General features: G+C 59.0%; 21 protein-coding genes. 4 read left to right on the top strand and 17 right to left on the bottom strand.

Going from position 1 to position 24,106, the window contains the following annotated elements:
• The first annotated feature begins 40 nt into the window (after positions 1–40).
• Complete coding sequence (locus Q4S41_RS05675) at positions 41–733, top strand: HAD family hydrolase (RefSeq protein ID WP_305030133.1); 693 nt, start codon at positions 41–43, stop codon at positions 731–733.
• A 40-nt stretch (positions 734–773) separates the two neighbouring features.
• On the opposite strand, the gene Q4S41_RS05670 is transcribed toward Q4S41_RS05675, so the two are convergent.
• The 11 genes from Q4S41_RS05670 to Q4S41_RS05620 form a co-directional block, all read right to left on the bottom strand.
• The gene (locus Q4S41_RS05670) at positions 774–1,226 is read right to left on the bottom strand and encodes a hypothetical protein (RefSeq protein ID WP_305030132.1); all 453 of its coding nucleotides are present in this window, start codon (positions 1,224–1,226) and stop codon (positions 774–776) included.
• Between the two features lie 246 nt (positions 1,227–1,472).
• Entirely contained in the window at positions 1,473–1,829 is a 357-nt protein-coding gene (locus Q4S41_RS05665; protein WP_305030131.1) for a T9SS type A sorting domain-containing protein, read from the bottom strand.
• A 168-nt stretch (positions 1,830–1,997) separates the two neighbouring features.
• Positions 1,998–3,134: a T9SS type A sorting domain-containing protein gene (locus tag Q4S41_RS05660; protein WP_305030130.1), complete on the bottom strand. Its 1,137-nt coding sequence runs from the start codon at positions 3,132–3,134 to the stop codon at positions 1,998–2,000.
• Positions 3,135–3,318: 184 nt separating this feature from the next.
• Positions 3,319–4,203 carry an ATP synthase F1 subunit gamma gene (atpG, locus tag Q4S41_RS05655; RefSeq protein WP_305030129.1) on the bottom strand — a complete coding sequence of 295 codons (885 nt, stop codon included), beginning with the start codon at positions 4,201–4,203 and terminating at the stop codon, positions 3,319–3,321.
• Between the two features lie 102 nt (positions 4,204–4,305).
• Positions 4,306–5,889, bottom strand: a complete 1,584-nt coding sequence (atpA, locus tag Q4S41_RS05650) for a F0F1 ATP synthase subunit alpha (RefSeq protein WP_305030128.1) — start codon at positions 5,887–5,889, stop codon at positions 4,306–4,308.
• Between the two features lie 86 nt (positions 5,890–5,975).
• Positions 5,976–6,536: an ATP synthase F1 subunit delta gene (gene atpH, locus Q4S41_RS05645; protein ID WP_305030127.1), complete on the bottom strand. Its 561-nt coding sequence runs from the start codon at positions 6,534–6,536 to the stop codon at positions 5,976–5,978.
• A 91-nt stretch (positions 6,537–6,627) separates the two neighbouring features.
• Positions 6,628–7,128 carry a F0F1 ATP synthase subunit B gene (locus Q4S41_RS05640; RefSeq protein ID WP_305030126.1) on the bottom strand — a complete coding sequence of 167 codons (501 nt, stop codon included), beginning with the start codon at positions 7,126–7,128 and terminating at the stop codon, positions 6,628–6,630.
• A 134-nt stretch (positions 7,129–7,262) separates the two neighbouring features.
• Positions 7,263–7,538, bottom strand: a complete 276-nt coding sequence (gene atpE, locus Q4S41_RS05635; protein WP_168671467.1) for an ATP synthase F0 subunit C — start codon at positions 7,536–7,538, stop codon at positions 7,263–7,265.
• A gap of 121 nt (positions 7,539–7,659) precedes the next feature.
• Positions 7,660–8,724 (bottom strand): F0F1 ATP synthase subunit A, encoded by a 1,065-nt coding sequence (gene atpB / locus Q4S41_RS05630; protein ID WP_305030125.1) that lies wholly within the window; start codon positions 8,722–8,724, stop codon positions 7,660–7,662.
• A 39-nt stretch (positions 8,725–8,763) separates the two neighbouring features.
• On the bottom strand, positions 8,764–9,168 hold the full coding sequence (locus tag Q4S41_RS05625) for a hypothetical protein (RefSeq protein WP_305030124.1): 405 nt from the start codon (positions 9,166–9,168) through the stop codon (positions 8,764–8,766).
• Between the two features lie 27 nt (positions 9,169–9,195).
• The gene (locus Q4S41_RS05620) at positions 9,196–9,429 is read right to left on the bottom strand and encodes an AtpZ/AtpI family protein (protein ID WP_305030123.1); all 234 of its coding nucleotides are present in this window, start codon (positions 9,427–9,429) and stop codon (positions 9,196–9,198) included.
• Positions 9,430–9,600: 171 nt separating this feature from the next.
• Here Q4S41_RS05620 and porW point away from each other — a divergent pair, with 171 nt between their 5' ends.
• From porW to uvrC, 3 genes are all read left to right on the top strand, one after another.
• The gene (gene porW / locus Q4S41_RS05615) at positions 9,601–12,714 is read left to right on the top strand and encodes a type IX secretion system periplasmic lipoprotein PorW/SprE (RefSeq protein ID WP_305030122.1); all 3,114 of its coding nucleotides are present in this window, start codon (positions 9,601–9,603) and stop codon (positions 12,712–12,714) included.
• A 114-nt stretch (positions 12,715–12,828) separates the two neighbouring features.
• Positions 12,829–15,168 (top strand): penicillin-binding protein 1A, encoded by a 2,340-nt coding sequence (locus Q4S41_RS05610; RefSeq protein ID WP_369811245.1) that lies wholly within the window; start codon positions 12,829–12,831, stop codon positions 15,166–15,168.
• A 122-nt stretch (positions 15,169–15,290) separates the two neighbouring features.
• Positions 15,291–17,132: an excinuclease ABC subunit UvrC gene (uvrC, locus tag Q4S41_RS05605; protein WP_305030121.1), complete on the top strand. Its 1,842-nt coding sequence runs from the start codon at positions 15,291–15,293 to the stop codon at positions 17,130–17,132.
• 59 nt (positions 17,133–17,191) lie between these two features.
• Here the strand turns inward: uvrC and porN are convergent, their stop codons facing one another.
• The 6 genes from porN to Q4S41_RS05575 all read right to left on the bottom strand — a co-directional run bounded on the left by porN (position 17,192) and on the right by Q4S41_RS05575 (position 24,032).
• A complete protein-coding gene (porN, locus tag Q4S41_RS05600) occupies positions 17,192–18,181 on the bottom strand; it encodes a type IX secretion system ring subunit PorN/GldN (protein WP_305030120.1) in 990 nt (329 codons plus the stop codon).
• Between the two features lie 58 nt (positions 18,182–18,239).
• Complete coding sequence (porM, locus tag Q4S41_RS05595; RefSeq protein ID WP_305030119.1) at positions 18,240–19,826, bottom strand: type IX secretion system motor protein PorM/GldM; 1,587 nt, start codon at positions 19,824–19,826, stop codon at positions 18,240–18,242.
• 46 nt (positions 19,827–19,872) lie between these two features.
• Positions 19,873–20,649 (bottom strand): type IX secretion system motor protein PorL/GldL, encoded by a 777-nt coding sequence (porL, locus tag Q4S41_RS05590; protein ID WP_305030118.1) that lies wholly within the window; start codon positions 20,647–20,649, stop codon positions 19,873–19,875.
• A 125-nt stretch (positions 20,650–20,774) separates the two neighbouring features.
• Entirely contained in the window at positions 20,775–21,791 is a 1,017-nt protein-coding gene (porK, locus tag Q4S41_RS05585) for a T9SS ring complex lipoprotein PorK/GldK (RefSeq protein WP_305013436.1), read from the bottom strand.
• Positions 21,792–22,041: 250 nt separating this feature from the next.
• Complete coding sequence (locus tag Q4S41_RS05580) at positions 22,042–23,037, bottom strand: PorP/SprF family type IX secretion system membrane protein (RefSeq protein ID WP_305030117.1); 996 nt, start codon at positions 23,035–23,037, stop codon at positions 22,042–22,044.
• 164 nt (positions 23,038–23,201) lie between these two features.
• Positions 23,202–24,032: a uroporphyrinogen-III synthase gene (locus tag Q4S41_RS05575; protein WP_305030116.1), complete on the bottom strand. Its 831-nt coding sequence runs from the start codon at positions 24,030–24,032 to the stop codon at positions 23,202–23,204.
• Between the last annotated feature and the right edge of the window lie 74 nt (positions 24,033–24,106).

Raw genomic sequence — 24,106 nt, 5'->3', positions numbered from 1 at the left:
AGATACCGCCGCGCCTGCCCGGCCCTGCGTACGCCCGGTTATGAAACCCGCTCTCATCTTCGACATGGACGGCGTCCTCGTCGACAACACGCCCGTGCAGGCCCGCGCCTTCCAGCTCCTCTTCCGCGACCTAGGCCTGACCACCAACGCCCGCCAGCTCCTCAAGCGCCTCAACGGCATGCCCGCCGGCGACATCATCCAAAGCGTATTCCGCCACCCCATCCCAGAGGAGCAATTGGAGATTTACGCTGAGCAGCGCGAGTTTCTCTACCGCACCCTGTATTGGAGCAAGCGGCGCGCCCTGCCCGGCTTGGTCGAATTTCTACAGGCGGCCCGGGCTGAAGGTTTCAAAATTGGCCTCGGCACCGGCTCGGGCGGCCCCACGCTCAGCTACTTGCTCGACCATCTCGACCTGCGTCAGTACTTCGACGTCGTCATCGGCAAAGACGACGTGCCCAAGGGCAAGCCCCACCCCGATACCTACACCGCCACCGCCGCCAAGCTGGGCGTGCAGCCCGAAAACTGCATCGTGTTTGAAGATGCCGTGCTGGGCGAGCAAGCGGCCTACCGCGCCGGCATGCGCTGCGTGGCCGTGGCCACCACGCTGCCCGCCAAGGCGTTTCAGGCCCCTCTCACCGTTATCAACGACTTCACCACACTCACGCCCACCCGCTTGCTCGAACTGCTCGCCCAGCAGTCCGAAGCACCCAAGCCACAGAAGAAGCGCGGCTAAAGGCAACGAACGCACGGCGCGTCTGCCAACCCGCTGGCTTTTATTCGATTGGCCATTTATCGGCCGCCAACGCCTGGCGGGCGCCCTCAAAAGCCGCTTCCAGCGTGGGGTAGAGCACGGTGCGAATAGCGGCTTCCTTGCCTTCCTGTTCGCTTTCGCGGATGTAGCGCTGAGTGGCCAGCTGCCCAAACACCCCTTCGGCGGGCACCACGCTCACTTCGCGCAGCCCGGCCGCGCGGGCCCGGGGGTTGAACTCGTGCACCAGCCACAGCTGGGCCTCGGTGGGAATGGCGCCCATCCGGCGCACATCGGCCACCATGCCCCAAGGGCGGGCTTGCGTAGCGTGGTCTTCGAGGTAGCGCAGGGCCGTTTCCTGCAAGGCAATAAACTCGGTGCGATTGGCAAAACCCAGCCACTGGATAAACACGCACGGCACCGCCTCATCGACCAGCACCCGGCCATAGGGCTCAGCAAATATTTCGGTTTCGGTCATGGGTGCGGGGTGGGTGGGTTAGCGGCGCAAGGTCGTCAGAAGGTCATCGGCCCATTGCGGCAAGCCAGCAGCGCACGCGGTTGCATACGGGGCCAGCGCCAGCCCGCTCACCGCGTCGCTCCCCAAGGCCAAGAGGAGTTCGCGCAGCAGGGGTCCGCAACGGGCGGTTCCAAAGCTACTATCGGAACCCGGGCTTGCGCAAGCGGCTGCCCCTCAGCCCGGCGCCGACAGCGGGGCGCGCCGCGCCTACTCCACCTTCAGCGTGCGGACCACGTGCTGGTTGCCGGCCTGCACCTGCACCCGGTACAGGCCCGGCTGCTTGCCCAGTAGGGGCACCTCCGCCGTGCCGCCCTGGTCGAGCAGGCTCAACGGCTGCTCAAACACCACCGTGCCCTGCGCATCGAGCAGGCTGACGGTGGCCCGCGTGGCCCCGGCCACGGCCGGCACGGCCACGGTGGCCCGGATGTGGGCGGGGTTGGGGTACACGCTCACGCTATCCAGTGGGGCCCGGCCCTGGGCCCGGCCTTCGGGCGCACCCACCAGCAAAAAGGGCAAGCCCAGCAACAGGCCCACGCGGGGCGAACAGCACACAGTATTCAGCATAACGAATCGGAAAACAGAATAAGAACACGCCAATGGCCTAACGAACGGCTTCGGCCCAGGGTTGAAGCCGGGGCCGGGAATAGGATAACTGAAAAAGCCCGCTCCTAACGGGAACGGGCTTCTCAAATTGTGCCCCGGCAGCCAATGCCGGGCCGCACCGGCGCTCATTTACTCCACCACCACGGCCCGGCTGGCCCGGTAGGCGCCTGCCACCACCCGCAGCTGGTAGAGGCCCGGGGCCAGGCCCGCCAGCAGTACCTGGGCCGTGCTACCGGCCGCAAGCAAGGCCAGCTGCTGGCAGCGCACGGGCCGGCCCAGGGCATCGAGCAAGGTGAGGGTGGCGTGGCTGGCGCCCGGCAGGGCCGGCAGGTGCACCGTGGTGGCGGCCCGGGCGGGATTGGGGCTCAGGCTGAAGGCTAGCGGCAGGCCCCCGGCCCGAGCCGGGGTGAGCAAAGGGTCCGTTAGGGTAGCCAGAAATGGGACGGTCGCGCCCAACGGGGCCACCACCGCCACGCTACCAAAGGCAGCGAGTGGCGTCACAAAGCCCCCCACCAGCGCGGTATTGTCGTGCAAAGTCAGGCAGTACAGGTAGTCGGCGCTCACGCCGCCGGCCCGTTCGGCCCAGGTCACGCTGGCGCTGGTGCCAGCGTCTTCAAGCCGGGCCACAAACAGCTCGGCGCCCAAGCCGCCGTTGCCCAGCGTCCGGCTTCCCAGGGTGGCCGTTGGGCCGCTAAAGTCGCCGGCCACATACACGCCGGTGCCGCGCACGGCGAGCCCGCCCAGGTTGTCGTTGGCACTGCTGCCCACGCCCAACGCCCACTCAAAAGCGGCCGTGCTGCCCGCGTCCGTCAGCTTGGCCACGTAAGAATCGCTGACGCCCGCGTTGGTCAACGTCAGGTTGCCCAGTTGCATGGTGGGCGTGGCAAAGCTGCCGGCCACGTACACGCTCGTCCCGCTCACGGCCAGGCTGGTCGCGTACGCCGATTCTACCCCGCCCGCCTGCTGCACCCACCAGAAGGTGCCGTTGGCGGGGTTCCACTTCGCCACAAACATGTCGGTGTTGCGGGCCGTGCTCGTGAGCGTGACGCTGTCAAAGCGCACCGTACCGAAGAACTGACCCACCACGTACACATTGCCGGCCGCATCGTAGGCCGTGGCCTGCACATTGGCCGGCCCCACAATGTCCAGCGCGGCGGCCATTTGCCAGGTAGGCACCTGCGCCTGCGCTGTCAGCCCTGCACCCAGCAGCACCAGCAGCAGGGCGCAGTCCCAGCCCCAGCCCGTTATCCGGTCGATTGTTTTCATAGGTAGAGTTGTGATTTGGTCAAAGAAGAAGGTCCCCAAGGCCTCAGGCAAATTTACCCTCATCTGCCTAAGAAGGCCGGCGCCGTCAATGCCCGGCCGCTTGGCTCCATCCCCCAAAGCGCAATAAAAAGGCCCGCCTCCTCTCGGAAACGGGCCTCTTCGCATCGTAAAATCAAACGGGCTACTACCCCGCCGCCAACGCCTCGGCACCGCCCACGATTTCGAGAATCTCGGTCGTGATGGCCGCCTGACGCGTCCGGTTGTAGGTCAGCTTGAGGGCCTTGAGCAGCTCACCGGCGTTGTCGGTGGCTTTGTCCATGGCCGTCATGCGGGCGCCGTGCTCCGAAGCGTTGCTTTCCAGCACCGCCTTGTAGAGTTGAATCTTGATGGATTGCGGAATCAGCGTCTGCACGATTTCCTCTTTCGAAGGCTCGAACAGATAGTCCACGTTGGCCTCCGGTGTAGCCGTGGCGGGCGCTTCTTCCTGCACCAGCGGCAGCAGCTGCTGGGTGCGGATAATCTGCGTAGCCACGTTACGGAACTCGTTGTACACCATCACTACCTCGTCGTACAGTCCGTCGCGGAAGCCTTGCATGGCCACTTCAGCCGCCGCCCGCACCGTCTCAAACGAGAGCTTGGCGAAGACGTGGGTGTAGTCGCCCACCGTCTGGCCGCGGCGGCCGTAGTAGTCGTGCGCTTTCTTGCCAATAGCCATCACCGAGATATTGGCCGCCGGCAGGCTGCTGTAGCGCGAAGCAATGGCCGCATTCACGCCCTTGAACACGTTCGTGTTGAACGCGCCGGCCAGACCACGGTCCGAGGTGATGGCAATGACCAGCACCTTGCGCACCTCGCGGGCCATGCCGTAGTCGCTCACGATATCATCGTCGGCGTTGCGGGTCAGGTTGGTCAGGATGGCATTCAGGCGCTGTGCGTAGGGCCGCATCCGCACGATGTTGTCCTGGGCCCGACGCAGCTTGGCCGCCGCCACCATTTTCATGGCTTTGGTAATCTGCTGCGTGCTGCTCACCGATTGAATGCGGTTGCGGACTTCTTTTAAACTAGCCATTATATTGAATTAAAAATTAAGAATTAAGAATTAAAAATCAGGTCTTGCGCAGCCCATGGCGGACTGACAATTCTTAATTTTTAATTCTTAATTTTTAATTGACTACTTGCCGACGTAGTTCGCCGAAACGTCCTTGGCTACCTCGCGGATGGCCTTCGTGCCAGCGTCCTCCAGCTTGCCGGCTTTCAGGGCCTTCAGCACGTCGGGGTAGCGCGAGTTCATCACCTGGCCGAACTCCTTCTCGAACTCACGCACGCGGTTCACGGGCACGGTGTCGAGGAGGCCGTTGGTGGCGGCGTAGATAATGGCCACCTGGTCCTCCACCTTCACGGGCGAGTACTGGGGCTGCTTCAGGATTTCGAGGTTACGACGGCCACGCTCGATGGTGAGCTTGGTCGAGGCGTCGAGGTCGGAGCCGAACTTGGCGAAGGCTTCCAGTTCGCGGAACTGGGCCTGGTCGAGCTTCAGCGTACCGGCCACTTTCTTCATCGACTTAATCTGGGCGTTACCACCCACGCGCGATACCGAGATACCCACGTTGATAGCCGGACGAACACCCGAGTTGAACAGGTTGGTCTCGAGGAAAATCTGGCCGTCCGTAATCGAAATCACATTGGTCGGGATGTAAGCCGATACGTCACCGGCCTGCGTCTCAATCAGGGGCAGTGCCGTCAGCGAACCGCCGCCTTTCACCAAGTGCTTGATGCTCTCGGGCAGGTCGTTCATGTCGCGGGCGATTTCGTCCGAGGCGTTGATTTTAGCGGCCCGCTCCAGCAAGCGGCTGTGCAGGTAGAATACGTCGCCGGGGTAAGCCTCGCGGCCCGGAGGACGACGGAGCAGCAGCGACACCTCGCGGTAAGCCACGGCCTGCTTCGACAAGTCATCGTACACCACCAGGGCCGGACGACCCGTGTCGCGGAAGAACTCGCCGATAGCGGCACCCGTGAAGGGAGCGTAGAATTGCAGCGGAGCCGGGTCGGAAGCCGAAGCGGCCACTACCACCGTGTAGTCCATGGCGCCGCCCTTGGTGAGGGCGTTTACCACTTGGGCAACGGTCGAAGCTTTCTGGCCAATAGCCACATAAATGCAGAACACCGGCTTACCAGCTTCGAAGAACTCGCGCTGGTTGATGATGGTATCGATGGCCACGGCCGACTTACCCGTCTGGCGGTCACCGATAATCAGCTCGCGCTGGCCCCGGCCAATCGGAATCATCGCGTCAATCGACTTGATGCCGGTTTGCATGGGCTCCGTCACGGGCTGACGGAAGATTACGCCGGGGGCTTTGCGCTCCAGCGGCATGTCGTACAGCTCGCCGGCGATGGGGCCGCGGCCGTCGATGGGCTGGCCCAGCGTGTTCACCACGCGGCCCACAATGCCCTCGCCCACTTTGATAGAGGCGATTTTGTTGGTGCGCTTCACCGTGGCGCCTTCCCGGATTTCCGAGTAGTCGCCGAGCATTACGGCACCCACGTTGTCTTCTTCCAGGTTGAGCACGAGGCCTTGCAAGCCGTTCTCGAATTCAATCAGTTCGCCGGCCTGGGCTTTGCTCAGACCGTAGATGCGGGCCACGCCGTCGCCCACTTGCAATACGGTGCCGACTTCTTCGAGCTCGGCTTCGGACTTGAAATTGGACAGTTGCTGCCGCAGGATTGCGGAGACTTCATCCGGACGTACTTCTGCCATTTTTGGAGGGAATAAGGTATAGGGGATAAGGGATATGGGGCGGGGGACGACGGGAGCATGCCCCCTATCCCTACTTCACCTACACCCTACAGTTTTTGTTGGTAAGAATTTTCTTGCAGCGAAGTGCGCAGCTTGCGAAGGCTGGTACGCACGGAATCGTCAATCTGGTTGTCGCCCACCCGCAGCACGAAGCCGCCGATGAGTTCGGGGTCCACTTTCTCGGTGAGTTGCACGTCGGCGTGGCCGGTTTGCTGGGTCACCAGTTTGCGGATTTCGAGGCGGGAAACGGCCGTGAGCGGCGTGGCCGAGGTCACCTCAGCCGCTTGGATGCCCTGCATGGCGTTGTACTGCGCCAGAAACTCGGGCCCGATGCCTTCGATGGCCGACTCGCGGTTTTTCTCGGTCAGGATGGTGAAGAAGCGCAGCGTCATGTCCGACACCTTGCCTTTGAAGATGGCGTTCAGGATGGCCAGCTTCTTGTCGTGCTTCACAATCGGGTTGCGCAGCAGCAAACGCAGCTCGCGGCTTTCGGTCATGGTCTTGCTCAGCAGGTCCATGTCCTCTTTCACTGCGCTCAGGGTGCCCATCTCCTTGCCCAAGTCGAGGAGCGACTTGGCGTAGCGGGCCGCTACTCGTTGGTCAGCCATAGTAGTTTAGTTGTCAGTTGTTGGTTGTTAGTTGTCAGGCCGGTCATCAGCCATTAGCGCGGACTAACAACTGACAACGAACAACAAACAACTAGTTAAGCTTAACGTCTTTCAGGTAAGAATCGACCAGCTGCGTTTGGGCGGCGGGGTCGGTCAGCTCGCGGCGCAGGATGCGCTCGGCAATGTCGAGCGACAGCTTGGCGGCGGTGTTTTTCACTTCGGCCAGGGCCGCGTTTTTCTCCGTCTGGATGGCTTCGCGGGCTTGCTGGATGATGGTGTTGGCTTCGGCGGTGGCGCGGGCCTTTTCGGCTTCGCGGTGCTGGTTGGCCATTTGGGTGGCTTCCTGCATCATGCGGTCGCGCTCGAGGCGGGCGTCGGTCAGCAACTTCTCGTTGCCGGCTTTCAGCTGCTGCATTTCAATCTTGGCCTGGTCGGCCATGCGCAGGGCACCTTCGATGCTGTCTTCGCGCTCTTTGAGAGCAAGCAGAATGGGCTTCCAGGCAAACTTCGCCAGCAGGAACAATACCAGCAGGAAGATGACCAGTTGCCAGAAAATCAGGCCGAGTTCAGGGGATAAAAAAGCTGGCAGCATTGCGATGTTTTTTAAAGAAATATCAACTAATCGAATAACAGATTAGGAGCAGGTAAGCCCGCCGCGCCAACTGCGTATTGCAGCAGCGGGCGGCGGGCTTCCAACTACTTCCGGGCCCGAAGCCCGGCCCGGCACTAAACGAGTTTCGTCCAGATAAGCACGCAGACTACGACTGCGAACAGGCCCAGACCTTCAATCAGAGCGGCGGCGATAATCATAGCCGTCTGGATTTTGCCCGAAGCTTCCGGCTGACGGCCGATAGCATCCATGGCGCTGCCGCCGATGCGGCCAATGCCCAGGCCTACGCCCAGAGCTACCAGACCAGCACCGATACCGGCACCCATTACAGCCAGACCAGGACCGTAGTTAGCCGCCATAGCGACAGCTTGCAAAAACAAAGAGAGCAACATAAAAATTGGAAAAAGGGGGTAAGAAAAAGTTCGTCAGTCCCGCAGCGGGGGGGGGGGATTGCCACGGTCTGGCCGAAACAGCCAGTTGGCGGGCGGCGAGCGCCCGGCCGATTAAGTCAGATTAGTGGGCGACGTGGGTCGAGGCCGAGCCGTCGTCATAGCCCATTTGTAGGTCGGCGTCGTGGTGGTCTTCCACGGCACCGCCGATGTACATCGCGGTGAGCAGCGTGAAGATGAAGGCTTGCAGCAGGGCCACCAGCAATTCAAGCACGTTGATAAACAGGCCAAAAGCCAAGGTCACCGGCGCTACGGCCCACGATTTGAAGATGAACACCAAGCTGATGAAGCTCAATACCACGATATGGCCCGCCGTGATGTTGGCGAACAAACGAATCATGAGCGAGAAGGGCTTGGTGAAGATGCCAATCACCTCCACGATAATCATGATGGGCAGCAAGGGCTTGGGCACGCCGGGGGTGGCGAAAATGTGGGCCCAGTAGTACTTGTTGCTCGACGCCAGCGTGATAATCAGGGTCAGCACGGCCAGTACCATCGTCACGGCGATGTTGCCGCTCAGGTTGGCCGCGCCGGGCGTGAGGCCCAGCAGGTTGTTGAACCAGATGAAGAAGAACACCGTGAGCAGGTACGGCATGTAGCGCTCGTACTTAGGACCGATGTTTTTCTTGGCTACTTCGTCGCGGATGAAGACGATGATGGGCTCGAAGAACGACTGGATGCCTTTGGGGGCGCGGCCATGGTTCTTGCGGTAGCCGCTGGCTACGGCGGTGAAGATGACGAGCATCAGCACGGCGCTGCCGATGAGGGCGGCAATATTTTTGGTGATGGAGAAGTCGTAGACTTTGCTGCCATCGGTGCTCACGAGCTTCTCGTGGTCGAGCTTCAGGCCGTCATATTCCTTAGCGGGGCCTTCCGACTCGCCGTTGGAAATGTGCTTCGAGGAGAACACCGAAACCCCCTTGTTGGGACGGTAGGCGATGATGGGCAGGTAGGTGGTGAAGTTGCCGTTGTCGGTAGCCAGCCAATGCCACTCGTGCGAATCGCCGATGTGGTGCAAAATCATTTCGCCGGGATTGAAGCCTTCGGCCTTTGCGCCCTCGCCGGCGGGCTCGTTAGCGAAAACGGAGAGGGAAACGAAACAAAGAAGAATCGAGAGTAAACGCTTCATCCAAAGTTAATTAATGAGTAATTTCAGGCTAACGCATTATCATTGCGTTACTTGCTTTCCTGAAATCGGCCGCAAGTTACTCAAAGTAGCCCAGATTTCAAACCCGGCCCACGAAAAGTACAGGATGAAGAAGGCCCCGAGGAAGGTCCAAATGCCCCGTGGCTCGTGCGCAATTCCGCCCGCCAGCAGCCATGTAACAAGGCCCAGCGAGGTTAGTAAGCGGACCGTCATGCCTATCAAATAGCCCATGGCCAGGCTATGCGGGTCGCGGGCTACGAGGCGCGCGGTAAGGCTGTAGGCGAAGTAGGTGAGCGCCGCCATCACGGCAAATAGCAGTCCGGTGCGCGGGTGCACCACGGCTGGCCCGTAGAGCCGGTGCAGGACGTAAATAGGCAAGCCCAGCGCAGCAGTGAAGAGCAGGAATTGGCGCAGGAACTTGGGCATGGATTGTACGAACGTTGCAGACGCGCCTTACAGCGACTCTTTGGTTAGGCTGCGGATGACCTGGAACACGGCCGCGAATACGCCCAGCAGTAGCAGGCCGATGGTGAGCCAGGGCTGGGTATGGAAACGGCCGTCGAGCCAGTAGCCTAGCCAGGCGCAGCCGCCGATGATGGCCAGCATCTGGAAGGCCAGGCCGGAGTATTTCATCACGGCTTGGAGACGGCTGTTGCCGGCGGGCTGGGGGTCGGACGGAGTGGGCATGGGCGGGAATGAAGGAAGGTAAGCAAAGTTACGACGCGGGCCCGGCTGGGTTTGGGCCGGGAAAAACGTAATTTTACCCGGGCGGCTTCGTTAACATGCGGAGCTTTCGAACATTTCCGGCAGCTTTGCGCGTTTCGGCCGCACAGGCTTGCCCTTTCCACTGCTTTGATTTTGACACATTCTTCGCTGACATACCGCTGGGCGGCGCTGCTGGTCTTCCTGATTGGGGTAGGCGTGGCGGGCTGCGCGTCGGACAAAAACCTGGTGGCGCACGCCTTCAACAACGTGGCGGCCCGTGACAACGCTTATTTCCTGGCCCGCCAGAAGCTGATGCTCACGGAGGACAAGCTTTATGCCGGCCGCATCAACGACTACAACCAGACGCTGCCGCTCTTCCCCAGCCTCGACAGTGGCACGGTGCGCGCCAGCCGGGCCGATTTGAACGACGTGATTAAGAAGGCCTCGATGCCGATTCAGAACCGGCCGGGCTCGGACTGGACCGACGACGCTTACATCGTGGTGGGCTGGGCGCGCTTCTACGAAATGCAGTTCGACGACGCGGCCCTCACGTTTAAGTACGTCAACTCGACCAGCAAGGACGCCAATGCCAAGCACGAAGCCCTGATTGGACTGATGCGCACTTTCCTGGCGCAGGGCGAATTGGAAAGCGCCAAGGCGGTGTCGGATTTGCTGGACAAGGAACAAGGCTTGCCCCAGGATGCCCGGCAGCTATTTCTGACGCGGGCCGACTACTACATGCGCACGGAGGAGCCGGCCAAGGCCATTCCGCAATTGGAGAAGGCCATTCCGCTGATTGAGTTCAAGAATGAACGGTCGCGCACGCGCTACATTCTGGCCCAGCTCTACCAGGAGCAGGGCGACAACAAGAAGGCTTACGACCAGCTCGACCAAATTCTGAGCCGGAACCCGCCTTATGAGTTGGATTTCCAATCGAAGCTGTTGCTGGCCCAGGTATCGGACCTGAGCGCGCAAGACCGGGAGCGGCTGAACAAGAACTTCGCCGGCCTGCTGAAAGACCCAAAGAACAAGGACTACCGCGACAAGATTTACTACGAGATGGCGCGGCTCAACTACCGCGAAAAGAACTACCCCGAGGCGCTGAAGCTGATTCGGCAGTCCATTGCGGCCACCACAACCAACCGGCTCCAGAAGAGCTACACCTACCTGCTGGCAGGCCGCATTTATTACGAAAACCTGCAGAAATACCGGCTGGCTGCGGCCTATTACGACAGCACGGTGCAAAACCTGAACAAGGAAGCCAAGACCTACGCCGCCATCAAAGAGCGCAGCGACATTCTGAAGGAGTTTGCCAAGCAGTACACCATCATCGAGACGCAGGACAGCCTGCAGGCGCTAGCTAAACTGCCGCAGGAGGCCCTGAACCAGCAGCTCAACCTGTATGCTGATGCGGAGATTACCGCCAAGCAGAAGGAAGCCGCCAAGGCCGCAGCCCAACAAAAAGCGGCGGAAAAGGCGGCGGAGTTTGCCGGGCGGCAGCCGAGTGGCAGCAGTGGCATTGGCTCCGGCCTAGCCCCGAGCGGCATTCCGGGCGCCCCCGGCACCTCATCGCCCGACCCCATGTCGTTCGACCCCACGGCCGTGGCCGGTGGGGCGAAGTGGTATTTCGACAACCCGGCGGCGCTGGGCACGGCCCGGGCTGAGTTTGTGCGGAAGTGGCAGGGACGGCAGTTGCAGGACAACTGGCGCACCGTGAGCCAGGCCAGTAGCTCGCCCAACAATGTGGCCAACGGCGGCGTGCCGCTGAATATGACTGGCAACACAACCACAGCCGTGAACAGCGCCAAAGCCGACTCGATAGCTAGGACGGCCGCCGTGGACCCCAACGCCGAGAAAAACACGCTAGTGGCCAAGTACCGTAGTGCATTGCCCACCACCCCGGCGCAGCTGGAGGCCTCCGATAAGCAGATTGAGGCCGCTATGTACGAGCTGGCCGGCATTTATAAGGAGATGCTGAAGGAGCGCGAAAAGGGCTTTGAGACGTACGAAAAGCAGGTAACGCGCTACGCCCGCGGCGAGCACGCGCCCGATGCCTACTACCTGCTCTATCTGTATTACAAGGACCTACCCGACGCGGCCAAGACGGCGCAGTACGCAGCGGCGCTACAGAAGGAATTCCCGACGTCCATCTACGCCAAGCTGATTGCCGACCCGCTGTACCGCGAGCACGAGCTGGCGCTGCACAACGCCGTGGCCAGCCGCGTCGATTCAGCCTTTACCTACTATAAAAACCAGAATTTCGGCAAGGCCAACGCCGTGTTGGCGCGCACCGAAAAGCTCTATCCCAAGAGCGACCTGAGCGACCGGGTGGCGTACATGAAGACCCTGTTGGTGGTACGCACTCAGGCGCCGCTCACGGCCCGCTCGTCGGTGGAGAAGTTCTATAAGGACTACCCCGATAGCCCGCTGGTGCCCCAGGCCCAGGCCCTGGCCGAAGCGTACAACAAGCAGGGCTCGGGCCAGCTGGCCGGCGCGCTGGCGTCGACCGAAAAGCCGGTGGTGTCGCTGTTTCGCCCCGGCGAGGTAGATAACCGCATGCGCATTTTCTACGGCGAGGACGAGACGCCAGCCAAGGCTTTGAATCCCAGCGCGCCCGCGCCCGATGCGTCTAAGGAAACGCCGGCTGTTGCTCCGGTGCCCGAGTCGAAGCCAGGGAATACTGCTCCCAGCGGTTCGGCCGGGTCCGCGCCCGTGGCTTCGCCGGATAAAGCCGCGGCCAACACGCCGGCCAAGGCAACTCCGGAAGCGAAAGGCACTGCTGCTGCGGCTCCGGTTGCTGCGCCGCCAGCTCCGGCACCTGCGCCCGTACCGGCTGGCACGGGCGCGACGCCGGCCGTGACTACCGCCCCACCGCCTGCTCCTGTGCCAGAAGCCCCCGCCACCGCCTACACCACCCAGCTCAGCAGCGCGCATGCCGTGGTACTGGTGTTCCCGAAGGCCACGCCGCCGGCCGCCGACCTAGCCACGCAGCTTGGCGCGTATAACGGCCGCTATTTCAAAGCCAACAACCTGCAGGTGGAAACGCCCGCCCTTGGCGCCGACCAGACGCTGGTGGTGCGGGCACTGCCCGGCGCCAAAGTGGCGCAGAGCTACGCCACCAAGCTGCGCGGGCCGCAGTCGCCGCTGGGGCGCCTGCGCGGCCAGGGCTACCAGGCACTGGTTATCAGCCTAGAAAACCTGGCGCTGCTGCAAGCCTCGGGCGACCTCACCGGCTACCAAAGCTTCTACCAGCGCGTGTATAAGTAAAGGCGCGTGTACCGATGCCGTGGGGGCGTGGGTGACCAAAGCCGCTGAACCGTATAAAGCCTCCGCCTACCATCGGAGGCTTTATTTTTGCTCGATTATTTCTGTTTCGTCCTTATGCCTACTTCCCCTCCCGCCCGCCGTTCGAAGCCCCAGCCCCTCAAACCGGTGCGCCGGGGCCGGTTCACGGCTTTTATTCGGACCATGTGGGTGCTTTTTGGCGCAGGCGTGGTGGGCCTTGCCCTGTTTGTGCTGGCTGTAAGCGGCAACTTCCTGAACCTGTTCGGGCGCATGCCCAACCTGAAAACGCTGGAAAACCCACGCTCCGAGCTGGCTTCCGAGATTTATTCGGCCGATGGCGTGCTGCTGGGCAAGTATTTCCGCGAAAACCGTACGCCCGTTGATTTCAAGGACTTGCCCCAGAACTTGATTGACGCCCTCATTGCCACCGAGGACGTGCGCTTCGAGCAGCATTCCGGCATCGATGCCAAAAGTGTGTTGCGCGCCGTGACGGGCGTGCTCACCTTCTCGCACAATGGCGGCGGCTCCACGCTCACCCAGCAGGTGGCCAAGGTGCTCTTCAAAACCCGGCAGGACCTCAACGACGGCGCCCTCAACGGCAACGGCAAAATCGGCCTGCTCATCACCAAGACAAAGGAGTGGATTCTGGCTATCCGGCTGGAGCGCAACTACACCAAGCGCGAAATCATCCGCATGTACCTCAATACGGTGGAGTACGGCTCGAATTCCTTCGGCATCAACACGGCGGCCAAGACGTTCTTCAACAAGTCGCCCAAAAACCTGAGCACGCCCGAGGCCGCCACGCTGGTGGGCATCGTGAACGCGCCCGGCCGCTTCAGCCCCGTGGTGCACCCCGACCGCTCGCGCAAACGCCGCAACTGGGTGTTGCGCCAGATGGCTAAGTCGCACTACATCACCGACGCCGAGCTGGCCCAGGACACGGCCAAAGCCATTGTGCTGCACTACTCCGTCGAAAACCCCAGCAAGGGCCTGGCTCCTTATTTCCGGGCCGAGGTGGTAAAATCCCTGCTGGCCTGGGCCAAGGAAACCGACCACGACCTGTACGCCGACGGCCTGAAAATCTACACCACCATCGACTCCCGGATGCAGGAATACGCCGAGAAGTCGCTGGCCGAGCATTTGGCCTTGCAGCAGAAGTGGTTCGCCCAGCAGTGGAAAGGCCAGCTGCCCTGGCGCGACGAAACCGGCAAGGTCATCCCCGATTTCCTCAACGTGGCCATGCGCCGCACCCAGCGCTACAAGTCGCTGATGAACCAGTACGACGGCAACCGCGACTCTGTGAACTTCTACCTGCGCAAGAAGTACAAGATGCCGGTGTTCACCTGGCAGGGCGAGAAGGAGATGCTCATGTCGCCGCTCGATTCGCTGGCCTATTACAAGCGCTACCTGCAGGCCGGCTTCATGGCCATGAACCCGCTGAACGGCCAAGTGAAAGCCTGGGTGGGCGGCCCCAACTACAAGTTTTTCAAGTTCGACCACGTGCGCCAGGGCAAGCGCCAGCCGGGCTCCACGTTCAAGCCGATTGTCTACACGGCGGCCATCGACCAGAGCTATTCGCCCTGCTTCCCGCGCCCCGATGTGGCCACCACTTTCCCGGCCGTAGCGGGCCGGGCGGCCTACACGCCCAAGAATTTTGAGGGCGGCTTTTCGGGGCGCACGTTCACGCTGCGCCAGGCCCTGGCCCGCTCCATGAACTCCATCACGGCCTGGCTGGTGATGAAGCTTGGCCCGGAAACCATTGCCACCTACGCCAAGCGCCTGGGCATTACCTCGCCCGTTGATGCGGTGCCCTCGATGGGCTTCGGCACGTCTGACTGCAGCATTTTTGAGCTGTGTGGCGTCTATTCCACCTTCGTGAACAAGGGCGTCTGGACCTCGCCCATCATGGTGACGCGCATCGAGGATAAAAACGGTAACGTGCTACGCGAGTTCGTGCCCCAGACCAAGGAAGTGCTCAGCGAGGAAGTGGCCTACATCATGACCAACATGCTGCAGGCCAGCACCACCGAGCCCGGCGGCACCAGCACCATCCTGCACACGGGCTTCAAGTTCCCGTATGAAATCGGCGCCAAAACCGGCACCACCTCCAACTATTCCGACGCTTGGTTCATGGGCATCACGCCCGATTTGGTATGCGGCATGTGGGTGGGTGGCGAAGACCGTAGCATCCACTTCCGCACCGGCGCCTACGGCCAGGGCGCGCGTGCTGCGCTGCCGCTCTACGGCCTCTTCATGCAGAAAGTGTACAAAGACAAAAGCATCGGCATCAACACCGCGCCCTTCCCCAAGCCGGCCGCCCCACTCAGCATCGAGCTCGACTGCTCGAAGTACTACGGCGGCCAGCGCGATACCATTCCCTACGACCAGAAGATGCAGGTGCCCGACGCGTCCGATTTGGACGACAAGGACATTTAATCTGCCCGATTGCGCATTTTCCTTTGTGGCCGACGACCTTTCGTCGGCCACTTTTCGTTATCCTTAATACGAATTTCGGGCAAGCCGTCCCGGCTTCGCCTTACCTGACCCCACCCCGCAACATGGCCGCCAAACCCGAGCTGCAAGCCCAAATCAACGCCCTGCCCCACAAGCCTGGCGTGTACAAGTATTTCGACGACGAGGGCATCATCTACGTGGGCAAGGCCATCGACCTGCGCAAGCGCGTGAGCAGCTACTTCACCAAGAACGACCACAACAAGAAAACCCAGCAGCTCGTCCGCAACATCAAGCGGCTGGAATTTACCATTGTTGATTCTGAGTCCGATGCCTTTCTGCTCGAAAACAACCTCATCAAGCAGCACCAGCCCAAGTACAACATTCTGCTAAAGGACGGCAAAACCTACCCCTACCTCTGCCTCACCAACGAGCGGTTTCCGCGCCTCATCCCCACCCGCAACAAGATTAACGACGGCTCGCGCTACTACGGCCCCTACGCCAACGGCACGGCTCTGAACGTGCTGCTGGAACTCGTCCGGGCCCTCTACCCGCTCCGCACCTGCAACTACAACCTAAGCGCCGCAAATGTGGAAGCCGGCAAATTCCGGCCCTGCCTGGAACTGCAGCTCGGCAACTGCAACGCCCCCTGCGTGGCCAAAGAAGACGAGGCCACTTACAACGGCTATATCCAGCAAATCCGCCAGATTCTCAACGGCGACCTACGCATTCCTAAACAGTATTTCCGCGAGCGCATGACCGCCGCTGCCCAGGACATGCAGTACGAGTTGGCCCACCAATTCAAGGTCAAGCTCGATAAGATTGAGGCCTTCCAGGTGAAGTCCACCATCGTCAACGCTGCCCTCACCAATATCGACGTTTTCGCCATCGCCAGCAACGAAAAATCGGGCTTCATCACCTATCTGAAAGTGATGAACGGCAGCATCATCCTCACCCAGTCGCTCGAAGTCACCAAAAAGCTGGACGAGGAAGACGCCGAAATCCTCGCGCCTATCATTATGCAGATGCGCCAGGAATTCGAAAGCGAATCAAAGGAAATTCTCACCAACGTGGCCGTCGAGCTTCCCCTGCCCGGCGTCGCCCTCGCCGTTCCCCAAATTGGCGATAAGCGCAAACTCATCGAGTTGGCCCTCAAAAACGTGCTCTATGCCCGCAAGGAGAAGGAAAGCATGAACGAGCGCAGCAAGGATGTGAATGAAGTGCGCATCATGGAAACTATTAAGAAGGACCTGCGCCTCACCGAACTGCCCAAGCACATTGAGTGCTTCGACAACTCTAACTTCCAGGGCGACAACCCCGTGGCCGCCATGGTCTGCTTCCGCAACGCCAAGCCCAGCAAAAAGGATTACCGGCACTACCACATCAAAACCGTTCTCGGCCCCAATGACTTCGACAGCATGTATGAAGTCGTCACGCGCCGCTACCGCCGCCTCGTCGATGAAGGCGCTAGTCTGCCCCAACTCGTCATTGTCGATGGCGGCAAGGGCCAACTTAGCATGGCTGTTAAGGCGCTGAAAGACCTCAACCTCTGGGGCCAGATTCCCGTCATCGGCATCGCCAAGCGCCTCGAAGAAATTTACGTGCCCAACGACCCTCTCCCGCTCTATATCGACAAAAAGAGCGAATCCCTGCGCCTGTTCCAACGCATGCGCGACGAAGTCCACCGCTTCGGCATCACCTTTCACCGTTCCCGCCGCGACGCTGCCACCCTCAAGACCGAACTCACCGACGTTAAAGGTCTCGGCCCCGTCACTGCTGATAAGCTCCTCAACAAATTCAAATCTGTCAAAAAAATCAGGGAGCTCACCGAAGCCGAGCTTATCGCCGAGGTTGGCAAAGCCAAAGCAAAAGTCCTCCAGAATTACTTCGCCGAAAACGAGGCTCCCTCCCATCCCATGCCCCCCAAACAACTCCCCGTACAGTCGTAAAAAACAAAAAACCCCTCGCAGCACTGCGAGGGGTTTTTTGTTTTGCTAAACGAGTAAGCTTAGAAGCTCCACAGGTTATACTCGTACTCTACCAGGTCAGCGGCCGTCTGCTGAGCAGCCAAGATGCCTTGCTGAGCACCACCGTAGATGTCGTCCAGACGGCTGTCGCCAGCGTTCGACACTTTGGTGATATAAGAGTTGAACAACCACAGCTCAAACGCGTCAGCAAGGTTCTTGTGCTGCGCATCATTCTCGGCGTTGAACCAGATGGCGTTCTGCGGGTTAGCGCGGAACACCTTTACCAAGTCGCTGTATTTGAAGGTACCAATCGGCTTCTCGATGCCCGAGATGTTGGTCGGCAGCGTCGAAGGCACGAGTAACGTGATGGATTTGATGTCATGATACATTCTCGACCGTTTCTTGTCGAAAATCATATCCTCTTTCACTTCCATCTCATATAGGTCTTTCGGCCGGTACTCGTTGCCCACCGGAGCGGGGGGAGGCGGCGGCGCCACCGCTACGGTTTCGTAAATGATTTTGCCTTTTTTGTCCTTCAGGGGCTTGCCGTTGGCGCCCAGCTTGGGCTGACGTTTGGTAGTGGCAGCAGCGGCACCGCTGCTGCCCTTTTTCGGAGCAGGTGCCCCCCATCCGTCGTCACCGCCGCCGTTCAGGTCCTTTTCGCTAAAGCCAGCTGCCTTCTCTTCGTCGCTCAGCTTCACTGCTTCGTCAACGTAAGAAGAATTGGCTCGCACTTCCTGCGAAGTGAAAGTAGAGGTCAGCGAATCATTCTTATAGGCGGTTAGCTCACCACGCTTCACAGCATCGAGGATAACCCGGCTGATTTCCTTGCCTTCAGAAAACATCGGCTTGTTCTGCTTCTCGCGCAGGTCCACTTGCCGCCAGATGCTCTTGCGGAACATTTGGTCGGACGGGGGAATGGGCCGGTGCGAACCGGTGCTGCTCGCCGTAGTGGCTTGCTCCTGGGCCGTAGCCGTCAGCGACAGCGACAAACCCGCCGCTACTGCGGCCAAGGTGTGAATGGATTTCATATCGGGCAAAAGCAAATTAATTGTAGGATAGTTCGCTAACGTGGCTAGGCCACAGATATTACAGCAGGGGAATATTAAACTGCTTGGAAACGCTTACCGGCTCAGTGCTGCCCTGGAAGTTCATGCGCTGCACTTCTTTCACTTCCACGTACAGACGGTCGCCGTCGCGGTAGGCGTTCACCACATCGCTCAGGTCAGCCGTAGGGCCGCTGATGGTTTTGGGAGCCAAAGCGGGGCGGCGGCCACGCACGAGGGTCACCTCGTAGCGGGTCACACGGAAACGAGCATCATCAGGCAAGAAAGTCAGGAAGCCAGCGTCCGGAATAGCCTTCAGGGTCAGCGAACGTACTGCGGTGCCTGGGGTGCCTTGCTTCTCGTTCACTTGGCGACCGCCAGCAAAAGCTTCAATGGTCGGCTTAGGAATCGGACGAACCTGGAAGGTTTGTGAACCGATAGCATTGCCGCCGCTGCTGACGTTCAACGTTACTTCCTTCGAGTTAGGAATCAGGGTCACGTCACCCACTTTCGAGCCGGGGATTGCCGATGCACCCGAAGCCGAGAAGCTGGGTTTGTATTGCGCGCCGAGGGCCGGCACCGATACATTAAGCTTGTTGCCGCACTTGAAGTACAGGGCCTGTACCGAAGCCGACTGAATTTGCATTACCGGCTTGGTAATCGTGTAAGGCACTTTAACGGTGAAGGTGGTGTCGCGACCGTTCTGGTTGAAGCGGATGGTACCAGTCCACGAAGCCTTGGCGTTACCAGAGGCATCAAACGCGCCGGGGCGGGCCGTGAACTCTACTTTGCCGTGACCGTTAGCGGGGTCTACTGCCAGCGACGAACCATTTAGGGTCATCGAAGGATGGATTGTCGAAGCCGAAGCCGTCAGAAACAATTCAGCCTTGTACTTGGTGCCAGCCGCTACTGTGTTAGACTCAGCACTAGCGAAAGCACCGATTTTGTCAAACACGACCGTTTTCGCACCTACTTTCTGAGCCAGTGCCGAAAGGGCATCCGATTCATACTTCAGCACTTCGGTTTCCTTTTGAGAAATGGTGGCCAAAGCAGCTACTACCGGCGTGTTTTCGAAGTTGAGTTCTGCGAAGTTCTTGTTCTTCTGAGCCTTCTCCGTTACGCGGGGGTCATCTTTTGCATCAATTGCCAACGGCGTAGCATTGGGAACATACTGCTTGATGAACTCCGAGTACTCGTTCAATTTCGGCTTGAGACCGGTGTAAGCAATGCCGTTGTGTTTCTGGCCGCCGAGCATGGTGATGGCAACTTTGTCTTCACCGCTCAAGTTGGTCATTTCCGGGCCTTTGTTCTCAGTCACTGTCAACAGCTTCTGACGAACATCGCGCAGATAAGCAACGAGTTCCTTGGTTTTTGCACGGATTTCCTCGCTTTGCTTGAGAATATTCAAGTCACGAGCTTGGTTGTTATTTTTCTTAACCGCTGCTTCGATACCTTTTACCGTACCGTCGGCACCGACCGAGGTTTTGTCGTTGACACCCAAAAGGCTGTCGTCGATGAACTTGAACTTCAGCAGAATCGCTGAGTTCACTTGAAGCGCCAGAAGAGCGGTCAGCACGAGGTACATCATGCCAATCATCTTCTGCCGCGGGGTTTCTTTTCCGCCTGCCATTATCTGGTTCCGCTAAAAATTTGGTGGAAGGTGTGATAAAAAGCGCTTAGGCTTGAGCGCCGGCACGCATAGCATTCAGCATGTTGCCGTACACACGGTTCAGCGAAGTCAGGTTACCCGTGAGGTCGGCCACTTGCTTCTGGAAGCTTTCGGTGTCTTTGCCAGCCTGGGTCATGTTGTCCATGGCCTTGCTGAGCGTACCGTAGAACTGGTTCATGGACTTGAGGTGCGTGTTGGCATCCTGCAGTTCCATTTCATACACAGCATTCAACGCGCCCAGGTTCTTGGTCACGTTCTGCACTTGCATGTGGTACTCTTTAGCATCCGAAGTGGCGTTCGACATGGCCGAAATAGCATCCACGGTGTTCGAGTAAGCAACGTTGATTTTTTCGAGCGAATCGGCGGCCGTGCGCACCTTTTTGGTGTACTCGTCGGTCACGTTGGTGGCTTCGCCCAACTGCGAGAGCTGCGAAGTGGTGGTGCTGAGACGGTTCAGGCCTTGGCCCAGGTTGGTGAGAGCTTCGGGGGTTACGTTAGCATTTTTCAGCATGTCGTCCAGCTTCATGGTCAGGCCTTTGGCCGAATTATCAGAAGTCGAGAAGCTGGGGTTGCCGGTCGAAGGGTCGTAGCCTTCGCTCAGTTCAGGATAAACCAGCGACCAGTCGTGCTCCTTGTGCTGGGGCTGGAATGCGCTGAGGAAGAAGATAACGGCTTCCGTGCCCAAGCCTACGATGAGCATAAGGTCGGCACCGGCCCAGTGCTCGATTTTAAACAATGCACCGACGATAACAACGGCTGCACCGATGCCATAGATTTTGGGCATCAGCGAATCATAGAGAAAATTTCCTTTAGCTGCCATGAGAATTTAACGATTGAAAGGGGTTGAAGAAGGTGTTGAAGGGGAGGGTGGTTAATTAATGTCGTCCCGCCGATTGAGGTGGTATATTATTAGTTAAGGGAACTGTTGGTGCCCATGCCAATTTGAATCATCGAGCAACGGAAACCGATGTAAGAGCGGGCCGAGTCCTGGTATTCGAAATTGCGCGTACCGGTTTCGAGGAAATAAGCAATGTCTTTCCACGAACCGCCACGTACTACTTTGCGGGGCTCGTTGTCGTCCGGGTTGGTGGGGTTCAAGTCCCAAACCACCGGCACGGAGGCTTCCATGTAAGCGTCGTCGCACCACTCCGATACGTTGCCGGCCATATCATACAGGCCGAAGTCGTTGGGGAAGAACGAACCTACTTCCGAGGTGTAAGCGAAACCATCCGAAGCATAGTCGCCACGGCCGGGCTTAAAGTTGGCCAGCATGCAACCCTTGGTGTTGCGCAGGTACGGGCCACCCCAGGGGTAAGTAGCAAGGTCGCGGCCACCGCGGGCGGCGTATTCCCATTCAGCCTCGGAAGGAAGGCGGAAGTTGGGGTCGTTGGCGTAGCCCGATTCTTCGCGGGCAGCGTTACGGAACTTGGTGCGCCAGTTGCAGAAATACTTTGCGGCAAACCAGTCAACGCCCACCACCGGATAATCGTCGAAGGCCGGGTGGGTGTAGTAGTACTCCAGCAGGGGGTCGCCCATGTGGTAAGTGAAATCGCGCACCCAAACCGTGGTATCGGGGTACAACTCGGTCATCACATATTCTTCGCCCAACACATCGAGCGAGTCCTGCTTGATGGCATCGACAAACTGACGGTATTCGTTGTTGGTAATCTCCGTTTCGTCCATGTAGAAGCCGGCGATAGTCACCTGCTTGTTCATGTTCACCATCGAGGCAGAAATGTCCTGGTCGGTCTGGCCCATGTGGAACGTGCCGCCGGGGCAAGGCACCATGCCATAAGGCACTTCCTGCGGAATAAAGAAGGGCCGGTCCTCCGAGCCAACCAAGTCACCGGTTGGTCCTTTGCCAAAACACCCGCCCAATAATGTACCGGAGATAGCAAAAAGGGATAATGCTAGAAACTTGTTCATGGAGTTAGAATTCTGTTTAGTAATTGCCGATACCGCTAAAGTCCATTTAGATGGGCTGGCAAATCTACACTAAATTAGGAAACTGTGCAATACTTAAACTTTACTGCACACGACCAAATTCAGGGCAAACACGCTGAATAGCGCAAATAACTCGGTTAATCCTTATTATATCTTGCGAAGCCGCCTAAAATTTATCCTAACTGGATTAGGATAATGCTCATTCTGGGTGCCGAACGAGGAAATATGAAAATTAGAAGCTGTAACGGGGCGTGCGAATTGCCGGGCGAATGTTGGAGGCCGGCTTAGGCAAGCGGTAGGAGAGCATAATCTCATGCGAGCTAAAGGCGCGCGCATCTTGGTTGAAGGCAATAAAGTCGAAGGCGTAGCCCAAGCGAACGGCATTTTCTTTGGCGAAACTGATGCCTAACAGGCCCGAAACGGATTCTTCGGTCCGGTAGTTGGCACCTATCCAATATTTGTCGTCGATAGTGGCCCGAACACCGCCCTCAAAGGAGTAGTTCTTAGAGTTATTAAATTTGTTGCTGCTGGAAAAGTCGCCTGGCAATACGGATTTCACCAATACCATTGGCGTTACAACAACGGACGACGAGGCATCAATATTGTAGCCGGCGGTGAAATAGGCGTGGTTCTCGGCGATGTACTGGTTGGGCGTACCGGCCGTGCCGGCGCTCTTGAACGTGTACTGCGAACGCAGCAGGTTGTTCATGCTCAAACCAGCGTAGAACTTGGGCGACTCGTACCACAGACCCACCCCGGCGTCAAACTTGCTGTCGGAAGCGCCGCTGGGTACGTTCACGTCGTCCTTATCGAGGGCGATGTAGGTGCCTTTGCTCAGGTAAGTGTAGGTGCCCTGGATGCCGATGCCCAGCTTGCCCGAACCCAGCTTGATGTGCTGCGAATAGGAAAGCGCCGCGTTGGTCATTTTCGACTGACCGAGCACATCGTAATAAACCACAGCGCCCACGCCGCCACCGGTAGCCAAGACGGGCAGCGAAGCAGAAATCAGGCCCGTACGGGGTGAGCCGTTGGCATCACCGAAGTTGCCGTAGTTGAAGTACTGGTAACGGCCGATGAGGTTTACCTCGCCTTGCCCTTTGATGCCGGCATAGGCTGGATTCAGCGCCATGCCATTAAAACCGTAGTGGGTGAACTGGGGCTGCTGTTGGGCATACGCCGAACCGGCCGCGGCCGTAAAGAGCAGGGTCGCGAGTAACGTTCCTTTCATAGGACAGGTGTGGTGGTAACGGGTGAAGAAGAGGGAGGTGGGGGTGGTGGGTGTTGCGAGTGGAAGAATAGCTTCCAAATGTAAGGCAAAAACCGGCTTCAAAAAATTCAGCCAAAAAAAACCGGCGCAAGGTTGTTGCTCCGGTTTTCAACCTTTTACCTTAATCAGGCGTCGGGTTTGGCATTTTTGGTATTGGCCTTGCCAACGTCTGGCTGCATGTGCCGGCGGATATAGGCCTCGATGGCCCCGGTCATGGATGGGGCATTGGGGTGCGGCGCTTCGATGTCGAGGATGAGGCCGGCGTCGATGACGGCTTTGGCCGTGGTGGGCCCAAAAGCGGCAATGCGGGTGCCTTCCTGCACGAAATCGGGGAAATTGATGAAGAGCGAGCTGATGCCGGAAGGGCTGAAAAACGCGATGCAATCGTACTTCACCTCCGCGAGGTCGGACAGGTCGCTGGCGACGGTGCGGTAGATAACCGCCTCGGAAAACTTGAGGTTGTTGGCCCGCATGAACACGGGAAGGTCGTCCTTGCGAATGTCGGAGCAGGGATACAAAAACTTCTCGCCTTTGTGCTTCTTGATGACCTCGAACAAGTCGGCGGCCGTGCGCTCGCCCACAAACAACTTGCGTTTGCGCAGCACGATGTACTTCTGCAAGTAGTTGGCCGTCTGCTCAGAGATGCAGAAATATTTCATTTCCGCCGGCATTTCCAGTTTTGCCTCCTGACAGATGCGGAAGAAATGGTCGACGGCGTTGCGGCTCGTGAAAATGACGGCCGTGTATTCCAGAATATTTATTTTTTCGCGCCGAAAATCCTTATAGGATACGGGCTGCACATCAATGAACTCGCGAAAGTCCACCTTGATGCCGTATTTCTCAGCAATGGAGAAATAGGGAGACACATCATTAGTGGGTTTCGGCTGGGTAACCAGGATGCTACTGATGCGTTTGGCATGCCGGCCTGTGCCCGGCTTGTCTGCACTCTCGGCCATACAGGGAAAAAAAGAGTAATACTAGGACAATAGAAGGAGGAAAATGAGCAAATGCAGGCCGCAGAGCGGTGCTA

This window comes from Hymenobacter convexus (assembly GCF_030580955.1).
Classification (GTDB): Bacteria; Bacteroidota; Bacteroidia; order Cytophagales; family Hymenobacteraceae; genus Hymenobacter.
This window is presented reverse-complemented; position numbering and strand designations above follow the sequence as displayed.